Origin of the sequence: Lonsdalea iberica, assembly GCF_002111585.1 — a bacterium.
Lineage (GTDB): Bacteria > Pseudomonadota > Gammaproteobacteria > Enterobacterales > Enterobacteriaceae > Lonsdalea > Lonsdalea iberica.
The window spans coordinates 16,672-30,336 of sequence record NZ_LUTP01000038.1 but is presented as its reverse complement, the minus strand read 5'-3'; the positions used below and the strand labels follow the sequence as shown (position 1 = coordinate 30,336).

10 protein-coding genes and 1 tRNA gene are annotated in these 13,665 nt (G+C 54.3%); 3 read left to right on the top strand and 8 right to left on the bottom strand.

Annotation, left to right across the window (positions count from 1 at the left end):
* The coding region (locus AU511_RS13265) for a condensation domain-containing protein (RefSeq protein WP_240503837.1) at nt 1-1,398 on the bottom strand (1,398 nt) is incomplete at its 3' end.
* Between the two features lie 312 nt (nt 1,399-1,710).
* Here AU511_RS13265 and AU511_RS17290 point away from each other — a divergent pair.
* Complete coding sequence (locus AU511_RS17290; RefSeq protein WP_139829382.1) at nt 1,711-1,977, top strand: hypothetical protein; 267 nt, start codon at nt 1,711-1,713, stop codon at nt 1,975-1,977.
* A gap of 1,094 nt (nt 1,978-3,071) precedes the next feature.
* On the opposite strand, the gene AU511_RS13260 is transcribed toward AU511_RS17290, so the two are convergent.
* The 7 genes from AU511_RS13260 to xerD form a co-directional block, all read right to left on the bottom strand.
* The gene (locus tag AU511_RS13260; protein WP_094109974.1) at nt 3,072-4,238 is read right to left on the bottom strand and encodes an MFS transporter; all 1,167 of its coding nucleotides are present in this window, start codon (nt 4,236-4,238) and stop codon (nt 3,072-3,074) included.
* A gap of 468 nt (nt 4,239-4,706) precedes the next feature.
* Nucleotides 4,707-4,780, bottom strand: a tRNA-Gly gene (locus tag AU511_RS13255).
* 384 nt (nt 4,781-5,164) lie between these two features.
* On the bottom strand, nt 5,165-6,682 hold the full coding sequence (gene lysS, locus AU511_RS13250; protein ID WP_094109973.1) for a lysine--tRNA ligase: 1,518 nt from the start codon (nt 6,680-6,682) through the stop codon (nt 5,165-5,167).
* 9 nt (nt 6,683-6,691) lie between these two features.
* Nucleotides 6,692-7,790, bottom strand: a protein-coding gene (prfB, locus tag AU511_RS13245; protein ID WP_100053010.1) for a peptide chain release factor 2 whose coding sequence is annotated in 2 segments (ribosomal slippage) — nt 6,692-7,714 and nt 7,716-7,790 — 1,098 coding nt in all. Because the reading frame shifts where the segments join, the coding sequence is not laid out codon by codon here.
* Nucleotides 7,791-7,952: 162 nt separating this feature from the next.
* A complete protein-coding gene (gene recJ, locus AU511_RS13240) occupies nt 7,953-9,686 on the bottom strand; it encodes a single-stranded-DNA-specific exonuclease RecJ (RefSeq protein WP_094109972.1) in 1,734 nt (577 codons plus the stop codon).
* A gap of 6 nt (nt 9,687-9,692) precedes the next feature.
* On the bottom strand, nt 9,693-10,403 hold the full coding sequence (gene dsbC / locus AU511_RS13235) for a bifunctional protein-disulfide isomerase/oxidoreductase DsbC (protein WP_094109971.1): 711 nt from the start codon (nt 10,401-10,403) through the stop codon (nt 9,693-9,695).
* Nucleotides 10,404-10,482: 79 nt separating this feature from the next.
* The gene (xerD, locus tag AU511_RS13230) at nt 10,483-11,382 is read right to left on the bottom strand and encodes a site-specific tyrosine recombinase XerD (RefSeq protein WP_026739684.1); all 900 of its coding nucleotides are present in this window, start codon (nt 11,380-11,382) and stop codon (nt 10,483-10,485) included.
* Between the two features lie 253 nt (nt 11,383-11,635).
* Here xerD and AU511_RS13225 point away from each other — a divergent pair, with 253 nt between their 5' ends.
* Together AU511_RS13225 and fldB are read left to right on the top strand one after the other, a co-directional pair.
* Entirely contained in the window at nt 11,636-12,964 is a 1,329-nt protein-coding gene (locus tag AU511_RS13225) for an MFS transporter (RefSeq protein WP_094101999.1), read from the top strand.
* A 157-nt stretch (nt 12,965-13,121) separates the two neighbouring features.
* On the top strand, nt 13,122-13,655 hold the full coding sequence (gene fldB / locus AU511_RS13220; RefSeq protein WP_094109970.1) for a flavodoxin FldB: 534 nt from the start codon (nt 13,122-13,124) through the stop codon (nt 13,653-13,655).
* Nucleotides 13,656-13,665: the final 10 nt, after the last annotated feature.

Below are 13,665 nucleotides of genomic sequence, written 5' to 3'. Positions count from 1 at the left end.
CGACGTGGGGGCGGATGTCGAGTGCCATTGTTGCATCAAGGCCCTTTCCTCGGGATCTCGCAGCGTCAGCTCTCCGACGGAGCGATCTGGTTCAGTCGCGGCTACCGTGAAAAAGTGACTCAGACGACGCAGATGCCATTCCAACTCTCGCTCATGATAAAGCGCGGCGTTGGCGTTCAGGCATAGCTCGATTCCCTCGTTTTCCCCTCGGTCAAACAGCGTAATGGAGAGATCGTCTACCGGTCCCAGTAGGAGATTGTGAATTCTGGCTCTCGCGCCCTCAAAATAGAGCGAATCGTGATGGCAAGGAAGGATATTGATCAGCGTAGAAAACAACGTTTCACGCCCAGCAGCCATCCCCAGATCGGTCTTTAACGTTTCATAGCGGTAACGCTGGTGACGTGAGACTTCGAATACGGCGCGTTTTGCCTGCTGGAACGCGGTAGACAAGGTGGTGGTCGGACTCACACTCAGCCGCAACGGCAGCACATTGCTGACCATACCGGGGTGACGGCGCAACGCTTTGCCGACACGCGCCGTCATGGGCATTCCCAGCAGCAGGTCTTCACGGCCAGTGATCCGATGTAAGTACAGCGCGACCAAAGAGATCAAAACTTCCGGCAACGCCGCTTTACATTGCTCCGCTACACGGCGAAGCAGTTGATGAGTCTGCTCGGGAAGATATTGCTGCCGACGCACTATATTCACGCACCGAGCCTGCCTCCCGGATACGCTCACCGGCTCCGGCCTGTTCTCAAGCTGCTTCAGCCAGTATTCCCGGTCGTGACTCGCGCGGGGTGAAACCTCGTAGTCGCGCTCAATTTTCTGTGCCTGCGCAAGCCCGACAAAGTCGCCGTCCGGCACTAACGCCCCAGCCGAAAACGCGGCATAGCGCTCCGCGACCCGCTGAATCAACAGCGATGCGCTATAACCATCCATAACGATATGATGGTGACATTGGAAAAAGAGAAAATGTTTCGGCGCTATCTGAATCAGCGCGAACGAAAAGAGCGGCCCCTGCTCCAGGTCAAAAGGCGTGTTGCACGCCGCTTCCATCCACTGCTTCGCCTTCTCGATCGGATGACTTTCCTGACAAAAATCAAGTATGGGAAAACGCCAGGACGACGCCACAGACGTGGACTGAGTGACGTCGAGGGATGCAACATCTAAACACACTCGCAGGGATTCCATTTCCTGGACAGCGGTTCTTAGCGCCATTTCAAAACGTTGTGGGTTTAACGCTGCGGGGATGTCCGCATATTCGGCAACATTCAAGACTCGAGCCTGCGCATCAGGTTTAAACTGCTGAGCAAACCAGATACCTTGTTGCGCGCGACTCAAGGGATAAATGGGGGGTGTTTCCCGCTGCAAATACGGCTGCATATCGAAAATTGACATAGAACTCCTTTCTATTATCGTTAATTAGGCCGCTAATTAATACCACTTTCAGCCTAGTCATCCTTTTGTGTCCGGCTGTATTCATTTTCATTGCAATTATCACTTACTCATTAAATAACAACCGGACATAAAATTCATACAAACAACATAAACAACCTCAATAATGAGAGTTTGGGAAAGCGCCACAATAATAAATACAGAATTACCGGTTGAAGAAAAAATGAGATCACGAAAAAACAAAAACATATAAAACTTAACGTCTTATCATCGAGCTGACTTTGAGTTGATGACCGTCACGGATAAAAACATCTAATGGCGCAGAGTGAAGTCACGCCATTAAAACTCGTACAAGCAAACGCCCTTGAATTCACATCACAAACACAAACTTCCGGAACACATAAAAAAAACAACAGAATAAAAACCAACAAAAACAACAAGAAAAATATAATCAGCCAGAAAAAACCCTGTTGTTTTTGGCGTTTTTTTAATAATGAAAATCAGCCGCCGCTATTAGAAAACATGCGATTAATAAAAACAACCCCTTTAAAACCACCTATTCAATCAACCGCCATTAAATAAAATACAGATAAATCTTAAAAAATTAATTCAACTTCATACGGAATTGTATATTTACAATATATATTATTTATAAATACTTGAGCCACCGCCCATACTTTATTATTTTAAAGTCATCTAATTAAGGAAACTCATTAAGAAATAAGGCTATGAATATAACAACCTCACATGAATAACGTCTTATCAATGACTGCAATCCACTCCTCACTATTTAATAGTCGGTTATCGCGAATTATCTAAAAAGGTTATAAATTTGTCCGCAAAAGGTATCGCTTTTAAGAAACGAAATAAGAGTCCTGGAGAGAGGGATAGACGTCTTTTTTTGCACATCACGCAATGTAACAATGCTATTTTTTAGCCCGCCTTGCCCTGCTCACACCGACTATTTTCATCGGTTCTGCGCCCTATCATGTTAAGCCTGCCGAGGAAATAGACTCGTTGAGCCGTTTGCGGAATAAGGTGATAAGCGATTATCCGTGACGTTAGACGTTACCGAATGCATGAATTTTGCGCAAATGATGGGTGACCGATCACCCGTGAAAAGAAACGGTAACCCAGTTATGAGCTATCGCAATCATTACAACGGCAGATGGAGAACCGTTATTCATGCGTGTTCCACCACCTCACGGCTGAAGTTAAGAGAGTGAAAAAAACAGCGAATTAATTGCGTCATGCCTGGCGCTATGGGGCAGCCACTTAACGCAGAGAACGCCTACGCCATCAGACAAGGCGTCCAGCGAACCACCGTGCCGTGCCCCACCGCAAAAAGCGTGCGATTACTGCTCGGCAAGAGCGCATCAAATAGGAGAAGGTGTATCAAGGAAAGTGCCGAGGGGCGAAACATGAGGGGGAAATTAAATTAACTCATTGTAAATAGGTAACATTTTTACTTATAAGCCGATTGATACCTGCCACACGGAGACACCTTACATTCAACCGGTTACCACGAACAACTTGGCTCAATCAATGAGCAAACCACGGGTATAGTGAGTCAGCTTCTTGATAGGGGAAACCTGCCATCGTCGAGGATGACGTTGATAGCTCACAAGGGTTGCCCACGCTGAGTGAGCCACCACCCTCTCCAACAAGTCACTCAATTACTGGCAAGGCGCGTAACCTTTACGGGCGCTTTGCCACACCAAAAAAGCGAGTCCCAGCGCAATAAACGACATAATGGCCCCTGCCCAATTGGGAGAAGCCAAACCAAAACCGGCGGCAATGGTCACCCCGCCGAACCATACTCCCAGCGCATTGCCCAAATTAAACATACCAATGTTGACCGATGCGGCCATCGTTGGGGCTCCAGCATGGCTGGCGCGATCCATCACCAGCTTCTGAATCGGCGAGACCGTCGCAAAACCAAAAGCCGCCATGAGAAATACCGAAATGCCAGTGACCCACTGACTTTCGACTCCCGCCCAGAAAACCAGCAGAATCGCGCCCTGAGCAGCAAGGGTAACGAACAGCGTGCCGAAAAGGGAGCGATCGGCGAAACGTCCGCCGACCCAGTTGCCCACAGCAAGCCCCAAACCAAACAACACCATCAGCCATGCAACGCCGTCAGCAGAAAAGCCCGCTTCGTGAACCATCATAGGGGCGATATAAGTGATCGAGGTGAAAAAGGCCGCCGGGCCGAAAACGGTAATCCCCATGACGAGCAGCACCTGAGGCTCGATAAAGGCACGCAGTTCATTCCTCAATGCAATTGCCTTCCCTTTCTCAATGGGCGGGATCAGCAAAGCAATACTGGCCATCGTGAGCAGTCCAATACCGGCTATCACCCAGAAAACCAGTCTCCAGCTAAATGTCTGAGCAAGCCAAGTCCCTGCCGGAACGCCGACCAGGTTTGCCAGCGTCAGCCCCGAGAACATGAAGGCTATCGCGCTTGCCTGACGGCCAGGCGCCACTAATGACGCGGCTATAATCGAACCGATACCGAAAAAGGCGCCATGATTGAAGGAGGTGATAATACGGCCAGCAATCCCGATCGGCATCGTCGGTGCGATTGCCGTAATGATATTGCCCAGCGTGAAAATACCGGCCAACACTATCAGCATGGTCTTACGCGGAACCCTTGCGCCCAACACCGTTAACAGCGGCGCACCGACGAAGACACCGAGAGCGTAGGACGTCGCCATCATTCCCGCTTTAGGGATACTGACGCTATATTCTGCGGCAATTTGCGGGAGGATTCCGGCAATTACATACTCAGTAAGGCCTATACCGAATGCGCCGACGGCGAGGGCTAAAAGTGCTATGGGCATTGCAACTCCATCATCTATTTTATGAGTAAATTATGTTAGATAAAATCCAGCCTATTCAGACTGTTATTCTCTCGGACGCTCGTATGAACACATTCAATAAAGAAAAAGATGCTATTCGGCGGACAAAGCGTACACCGGCAGAACTTGACGCCATCAACCGATAAATATTAGGTGCGTTGGCGGAAAATGCAGGCCGAAGTGACACGGAGTTGAGCGAGATTGTGAATTTATCGGCTCCAGGTTCACGATGGTGAGAAGCGTCCGAAACGTGACGGTGTGGTCAAAGGAACCGTTGCGGTATTGGATGGCAGCAAGCGAGGAAGGACGCGATGAAGGTTGCTGGTATTCACAACCCGCAGCGAGTTACCCAGAGAGAACGCTATTCAGTTGAATGGGTTAATAAAAGCCATAACGCATTATTTAAAAAGGGGAAAGCTAAGTTCGTTGGCGTTCAGGAGAATTGATTTTTGGAGCGGGCGAAGGGAATCGAACCCTCGTATAGAGCTTGGGAAGCTCTCGTTCTACCATTGAACTACGCCCGCACGGAGAAGTGCCCGCATTATAGCGCTATCTGTTTGCCGGGCAAGATAAAAACCCGTCAAAGTGACTGCGTTTTAAGCAATTAAATGCGCTGAAAAAAGAATCTGAGGTACGACGTGGTCCTGCGGTAGGCCGCTGCCGACTATCGAGCCAAGGTTTATGCTGCAGTTATTTCTCTTCGCTAACGGTGGTCACACAGGCATACGGCGACATTCCTCGACCACGCGCGAAAACTCACGGCGCCAACAATCACGGTGAACGGCGCAGCCAAGCCCAGAAAAGAAAAACCCCACGCAAAGCGTGGGGCTAAGACGTTCATCTCAGCACGGTCTTCATCACACCGTGCTGAGAACGGACAGCCTCATACAATGAGGCTGTCGTCGTCATTATTTCTGCGGGCGCATGGCCGGGAAGAGAATGACGTCGCGGATGGTATGACTGTTGGTGAACAGCATCACCATACGGTCGATACCGATGCCCAGGCCCGCCGTCGGCGGCATACCGTGTTCCAGCGCGGTGACGTAATCTTCGTCGTAGAACATCGCTTCATCGTCGCCAGCATCTTTGGCGCTGACCTGCTGAGAGAAGCGTTCAGCCTGATCTTCCGCATCATTCAGCTCAGAGAAGCCATTGCCGATCTCACGGCCGCCGATGAAGAATTCAAAGCGATCGGTGATCTCCGGGTTTTCGTCGTTACGGCGCGCCAGCGGTGATACTTCCGCCGGATATTCGGTGATGAAGGTCGGCTGGATCAGGTTGCTTTCCGCCGTTTCTTCGAAGATCTCGGTCACGATACGGCCCAGACCCCAGCTTTTTTCGATCTTGATCCCCAGAGACTGTGCAATCGCCGTGGCTTTTTCCAGATCGTCCAAATCCGCTACGTTAGTTTCAGGGCGGTATTTGCAGATCGCTTCACGCATCGTCAGCTTCTCAAACGGCTTGCCGAAGTCGAAGGTCTGATCGCCATATTCCACCGTGGTGGTGCCCAGCACGTCCTGAGTCAGCGTGCGGAACAGCGTTTCCGTCAACACAATGAGGTCTTTATAGTCGGCGTACGCCATATAAAGTTCCATCATGGTGAATTCAGGGTTGTGACGCGGCGAAATCCCCTCGTTACGGAAGTTACGGTTGATTTCGAATACACGTTCGAACCCGCCGACCACCAGACGTTTCAGGTACAGCTCAGGCGCGATACGCAGGTACATATCGATGTCCAGCGCATTGTGATGCGTGATAAACGGACGCGCAGACGCACCGCCCGGGATCACCTGCATCATCGGCGTTTCCACTTCCATGAAGCCCTTTTCCACCATGAAGCGGCGGATAGACGCCATCACCTGAGAGCGAATACGGAACGTGTTGCGAGATTCGTCGTTAGCGATCAAGTCCAGATAACGCTGACGGTAGCGCGTTTCCTGGTCGGCCAGACCGTGGAATTTATCCGGCAGCGGGCGCAGGGCTTTGGTCAACAGACGGAGTTCGGTACAGTGAATGGACAGCTCGCCGGTCTTGGTTTTGAACAGTTTACCGCGTGCGCCCAGGATATCGCCCAGGTCCCACTTTTTGAACTGGGTGTTGTAGACGCCTTCCGGCAGGTCATCACGGGAAACGTATAGCTGAATGCGTCCGCCCACGTCCTGCAGTGTCACAAAAGAGGCTTTCCCCATGATGCGGCGGGTCATCATACGGCCAGCGACAGTCACTTCCAGCCCCAGCGGCTCTAACTCTTCATTGTCTTTATCATCGTAGCTGGCATGCAGTCGATCGGACGTCGTGTCGCGACGAAAATCGTTCGGGAAGGCCACGCCGGTTTCACGCAGAGCGGACAGCTTTTCGCGACGCGCCTTGAGTTCGTTATTAAGATCCTGCGCCTGTTCGGCACCCTGAGATTGTGGTTCAGACATGTGGATTCCTTATAGCCCCGCTTTTAAACTTGCTTCAATGAATTTGTCCAGATCGCCGTCCAGCACCGCCTGGGTGTTGCGTGTTTCCACCCCGGTACGCAGGTCTTTAATGCGGGAGTCATCCAGCACATAAGAGCGAATCTGGCTTCCCCAGCCAATGTCGGACTTGTTGTCTTCCAGCGCCTGTTTTTCAGCATTTTTCTTTTGCATCTCAAACTCGTACAGCTTCGCTTTCAGCTGTTTCATCGCCTGATCTTTGTTTTTATGCTGAGAACGATCGTTCTGACACTGGGTAACGATGTTGGTCGGTATATGGGTAATACGTACCGCGGACTCGGTCCGGTTAACGTGCTGACCGCCGGCGCCTGAAGCGCGATAGACGTCAATACGCAGGTCGGCCGGGTTGATTTCGATATCGATATCGTCATCCACTTCGGGATAGACGAAGGCCGAGCTGAAGGACGTGTGACGACGGCCGCCGGAGTCGAATGGGCTTTTGCGTACCAGACGATGCACGCCGGTTTCCGTCCGCAGCCAACCGAAGGCGTAATCGCCGATGATTTTGAGGGTCGCGGACTTGATCCCGGCCACTTCACCATCGGACTCTTCGATGATTTCAGTTTTGAAGCCCTTGGCTTCCGCCCAACGCAGGTACATACGTACCAACATGCTGGCCCAATCCTGCGCTTCCGTACCGCCGGAGCCCGCCTGAATATCAAGATAGCAGTCCGCGCTGTCGTACTCGCCGGAGAACATGCGGCGGAATTCCAACTGGCCGAGTTTATTTTCCAGTCCGTCGAGTTCAGCGCAGGTTTCGTTGAAGGTGTCTTCGTCGTCTTCTTCCACCGCCAATTCCAGCAGGCCAGAGACATCTTCCAGCCCCTGCGTCATTTGGTCGATGGTGTCGACGATCGCTTCCAAAGAGGAGCGTTCTTTACCGAGCGCCTGAGCGCGTTCAGGTTCGTTCCAAACGTCCGGCTGTTCCAGCTCGGCGTTTACTTCTTCGAGGCGTTCTTTCTTGGCATCGTAGTCAAAGATACCCCCTCAGAACCGCTGTCCGCTCAGACAGGTCCTGAATTCGGTTTTTTACCGGATTAATTTCAAACATGATGTTTAAGATCTTTTGTTGGTCAAAGGGATGACGAGTGTTCAAACGGCGAATTGTAACGGATCCACGCCGGGGTTTATAGCGATCCGTTCAGTTTTTAACAGCGGACGCGCACGACGAAAAGGCGTCTTTGCGCCCGCTGGATTCAGGAGAAAGCTCACGCTACAACGGCCACAAATGCTCGATCAGTAGCTGCACCGAACGCTTGCCGCGATACTCGTTCACGTCCAGTTTATAAGCCAGTTCCACCTGTCGGACGCTGCTGTCCGGCCACTGCGTGGTATCGACGTTGAACGCGATGCCATCCAGCAAAGGGCCTCCCGCCAGCGGTTCCACCATCACCTTGAGATGTCGTTCACCGACCAAACGCTGTTGCAATAGTCGGAAGCGGCCGTCAAAGGTCGGCTCGGGGAACGTCTGCCCCCAGGGACCGGCTTCCCGCAGTAGCTGCGCGGTACTCAGCGTCAGCTCGGGAGCGGCCAGTTCGCCGTCGGACCAGATAACGCCCTGTAGCTGAGAGGCATCCAGCCACTCGCCGACCAGTTCGCCAAAGCGTTGGCGAAACTCCTCAAAGCGCGCTTCTTCCAGCGACAGCCCGGCGGCCATCGCATGTCCGCCGAACTTCATCATCAGGCCGGGACAGGTGGTGTCCAATCGCTCCAGCGCATCGCGCAGGTGCAGGCCGGCAACCGAGCGGCCCGAACCTTTCAGAATGCCGTCGCCCGCAGGGGCGAACGCGATGACCGGGCGATGGAAACGCTCTTTGATGCGAGACGCCAGAATGCCGACAACGCCCTGATGCCACTCCGGGTGGTACATCGCCAGCCCGCAGGGCAGCGTCTCGCTACTGCGTTCCAGTTGTTCGCACAATTGCAGCGCTTCGACCTGCATCCCCTGCTCGATCTCCCGCCGGGTCTGATTGAGCGCGTCGAGATCGCTCGCCAGCATTCGCGCCTGAACGATGTCCTCACACAACAGCAGCGCCACGCCGACGGACATATCATCCAGCCGTCCGGCGGCGTTCAGGCGCGGCCCGAGGGCAAAGCCTAAATCGCTGGCGACGAGCTGAGTCGCCTCGCGGTTTGAGACTTCCAGCAGCGCGCGAATACCCGGTCGGCATTTACCCGCGCGAATGCGGTTCAGGCCCTGAGCCACGAGGATCCGGTTGTTGGCATCCAGCGGCACCACATCCGCCACCGTCCCCAACGCCACCAGATCCAGCAATTCCGCCAGGTTGGGCTCAGGCAAGCCATGCTGTTCGAACCAGCCGCCGTCGCGCAGCCGCGCCCGCAGCGCCATCATCAGATAGAACGCCACCCCCACGCCCGCGAGGGCCTTGGACGGGAAAGCGCAATCCGCCAGATTGGGGTTGATGATGGCCTCCGCCGCGGGCAAGGTTTCGCCCGGCAGATGGTGATCCGTCACCAGCACGTCAATCCCACGCTGATGCGCATCGTCTACGCCGGCATGGGAAGAGATCCCGTTGTCGACGGTGACGATCAACTGAGCGCCTTTCGCCGCCGCCTGGGCGACCACCTCGGGGCTGAGGCCATAGCCGTCCTCAAACCGGTTAGGCACCAGGAAGTCGATATGCTGACCGCCCATCCGACGCAGCGCCAGCACGGTCAGAGCCGTACTGGTCGCGCCGTCTGCGTCGAAGTCGCCGACGATCACAATACGTCGCTTATCCGCCAGCGCCGCTTGCAGGCAATCCACCGCTTTGTCGATCCCGGACAGTTGCCGGTAGTCCAGCAGGCCGCGCAGGCTGCGTTCCAGCTCTTGCGCAGCCTGAACGCCCCGCTGGGCGTATAGCCGACGCAGCAGCGGCGGCAACGTGTCAGGAAGATGATGACTCTCTACCGCCGGACGGCGGCAGAGCTGGGTTACGAAAGTCACGGGCGCTTAACCACCCGACTTCTGGGAGGCTTTATGCGCTTGCAGCATGCCGGCCATCTCTTTCGGATCCTGGTAACCCGGGATCACCGACCCGTCGTCCAGCACGATGGCCGGCGTTCCCTGAACGCCGAACAAGATGCCGAGTTGATAGTGCGCGGAAATATCGGTTTTGCAGGTTGCGGGCGAGATGTCGTCGCCTTTCATCGCCGCATCAAACGCTTTTTTGCGATCGGCTACGCACCAAATGGATTGCATATCCTTTTCCGTCTGAGAGCCTGCGCCCTGACGCGGGAAAGCCAGATAGCGGACGGTGATGCCCAGCGCATTGTAATCGTTCATCTGCTCGTGCAGTTTGCGGCAGTAGCCGCAGGTGATATCGGTAAATACCGTGATCACATGCTTTTCCTTCGCCGCCTTGTAAACAATCATCTGATCCTTCAGCGCTTCCAGCTTACCCATCAGAATAGAGTTGGTGACGTTCACCGGATTTTTACCGCTCACGTCATACAGCGGACCTTGCAACAGGTGTTTGCCATCATCGGTGATGTACAACACGCCGTTGTCGGTCAGCAAGGTCTTCATTCCTGGGATAGGCGCAGCCTGAATTTCCGCATTTTGCATCCCCAGACGGGTCAGTGAGTGTTGGATGGCGGCATCGTCCGCGCTGGCGCTCATGGCGGCGACGAGCAGAGAAAGCAGTAATGCACTCTTTTTCATAAATTGATCCTGTTCTTGGATGAGACGTCGACGTCAGCCAACATGGCTGATGCGCCCCACCCCATGATTCATCTGTCGGTCACGCCCGGGGATGATGCTGCTGATGCAGCTGCTTCAGGCGTGCCGTGGCGACGTGCGTATAGATCTGCGTCGTGGACAGGTCGCTGTGGCCCAGCAACATCTGCACTACGCGTAAATCCGCGCCGTGGTTCAGTAAATGCGTGGCAAAAGCATGACGCAAAACATGCGGAGAAAGTTTTGCGCTGTCAATAGCAGCAATGACCGCATAGTGCTTAATACGGTGCCAGAAAGTCTGGCGGGTCATCTGCTGCCCCCGGCTGCTGGGGAACATCACATCAATCGGCTTATCGTTGATAAGCCAGGGGCGGCCGTATTCAAGATATTGTTCCATCCAGTGCACCGCCTCTTCGCCCAGCGGCACCAGACGCTCTTTGTTGCCTTTCCCGATCACACGAACCACGCCCTGACGCAGGCTGACGTCGCTGATGGTCAGCCCTACCAGCTCCGAGACGCGCAGGCCGGTGGCGTACAGGACTTCCAACATCGCTTTGTCGCGCAGTTCAAGGGGTTTGTCGACACAGGGAGCATTGAGCAAGGCATCCACCTGCGCCTCCGTTAAATCCTTCGGCAATCGCTGCGGCAGTTTGGGAGACGAGAGCGTCGCGCTGGGATCGTCCGAGCGTTGCTTTTCGCGGTAAAGATACTGAAAAAGTCGCCGGGTGGCGCTCAGCAAACGCGCAGAGCTGGTCGCCTTGTAACCGCCTTCCAGCCGTTCGGCCAGAAAGGCCTGCAGGTCCACGGCTTCCGCCTGCAACAGGCTATTATCATGGTGCGCCAGCCAGTCCGCCAAAGAACGCAGATCCTGTCGGTAGGAAGCCAACGTGTTTTCCGCCAGATTTCGCTCCAGCCACAACGCATCCAGAAACTGTTCGATCAGGGGGTGATCCGGTGTCTGCATGGCGGCCTCCTCTGTTTCATGCTGGGGACTATTATGCCTGACAGGGCGTGAACGGGGTACAATTCGGTAATTGCTTTTATTTTTGTCATATCCTGCGGCAAAAAATGCGGCCTAAGGGATTATATCTTATGAATCGAGGGAAAAGCGGGACAGTTCCTAGCGCAGCCCGCGCCAGACGCGGCTCGGTGGTTTGAAAATAAGCATTTTCTATGCATAGAATACGCATTCTTGTTGTTAAAAAACTGAAAAAACTATGCAATCCTCCGTCGCATCCACTGTTGATGACAATCCGAGACCAGACGCCCCCGTAAACTCCCGCAATAAGGTTGTGGTTGCTTCTCTGGTCGGTACTGCCATCGAGTTTTTTGATTTCTATATCTACGCTACCGCCGCGGTGCTGATTTTCCCGCACATCTTTTTCCCTCAAGGTGATAACACTGCCGCAACACTCCAGTCACTGGCGACGTTCGCGATTGCCTTTATCGCTCGCCCCATCGGTTCCGCCCTATTCGGCCACTTTGGGGACCGCGTCGGACGAAAGGCCACGCTGGTGGCTTCGCTGCTGACAATGGGCATTTCCACCGTCGCGATCGGCCTGCTGCCGAGCTACGAAACGATCGGTATTCTGGCGCCGATGCTGCTGGCGCTGGCTCGCTTTGGTCAGGGGCTCGGTCTTGGCGGCGAATGGGGCGGCGCGGCGCTGCTCGCGACGGAGAACGCGCCGGCGCACAAACGCGCTTTGTACGGCTCGTTCCCCCAGCTGGGCGCACCGATTGGCTTCTTCTTCGCCAACGGCACCTTCCTGCTGTTGTCCTGGCTGCTGACGGATGAACAATTCATGCACTGGGGCTGGCGCGTTCCGTTCATTTTCTCCGCGATTCTGGTGCTGATCGGGCTGTATGTCCGCGTTTCACTTCACGAATCGCCGGTCTTCGCCAAAGCCGAACAGGCAGGTAAAAAAGTACGGATCCCGATGGGGACGCTGCTGAGCAAACACCTGAAAGCGACGATCCTCGGCACGTTTATCATGTTGGCGACCTACACGCTGTTTTACATCATGACCGTCTACTCGATGACCTACGGCACCTCGCCGGTTCCGACCGGGCTGGGTATTCCGCGTAATAACTTCCTTTGGATGCTGATGATCGCGGTGATTGGCTTCGGTCTGATGATCCCGGTCGCCGGCTACCTGGCCGATATCTACGGCCGCCGCCGCACCATGATTGTCGTCACCTGCAGTATGCTGGTCTTCGCCTTCGTATTCCCCTACCTGCTGGGATCGGGCGAACAGTGGTTAGTCATGGCGTTTTTGGTGCTGGGTCTGAGCATGATGGGCTTTACATTCGGACCTATGGGCGCGCTGCTGCCGGAGCTCTTCCCGACGGAAGTCCGCTACACCGGTGCCTCATTCTCCTACAACGTGTCGTCGATTCTGGGGGCTTCCGTCGCGCCTTATATCGCCGCCTGGCTGACCAGCAACTACGGGCTGTTCTACGTCGGCGTCTATCTGGCGGCGATGGCGACGTTGACGCTGATCGCGCTACTGCTGACCAAAGAAACCCGCCACCAATCTCTCGATTAAACGCCGTGGGCGAAGGCATCCGTCTTCGCCCCGATGCTTTTCCCACAGTCATTTGTGCTTTACGGGCGTAGTATACTTCGCCAGACTAACGCATTGACTGTGTGCTGCCGTGCTGCGGCAGCGCCTTACATTCACTTTCCCAACACACTGACGGCTTATGAAGATAGGACTTTTTTACGGCTCCAGCACCTGCTATACCGAAATGGCGGCAGAGAAAATCCGCGACATCCTGGGTGCGGATATGATCGAACTGAACAACGTCAAAGACGTCGATCCCCAACGTATGGAAGACTATGAAGCGCTGATCCTCGGCATTCCAACCTGGGACTTCGGCGAAATTCAGGAAGATTGGGAAGCCATCTGGCAGCATCTGCCGACGCTGAAACTACAGGGAAAGATCGTCGCGCTATACGGGATGGGCGATCAGTTGGGATACAGCGAGTGGTTTTTGGATGCGCTGGGTATGCTGCATGAGCAGCTAGTGCCGCTGGGCGTGAGATTCATTGGCTACTGGCCGACCGACGAGTACGATTTCATCAGCACCAAACCGCTAACGCCCGACGGCAAGCACTTCGTCGGACTGGCGTTGGACGAAGTGAATCAGTACGACATGAGTGAAGACCGCATCCAGCAGTGGTGTGAGCAGATCCTGCAAGAACTCAAAGCGCTACGCCAGTCTGAACAGGGGTAACGTCCGTTGC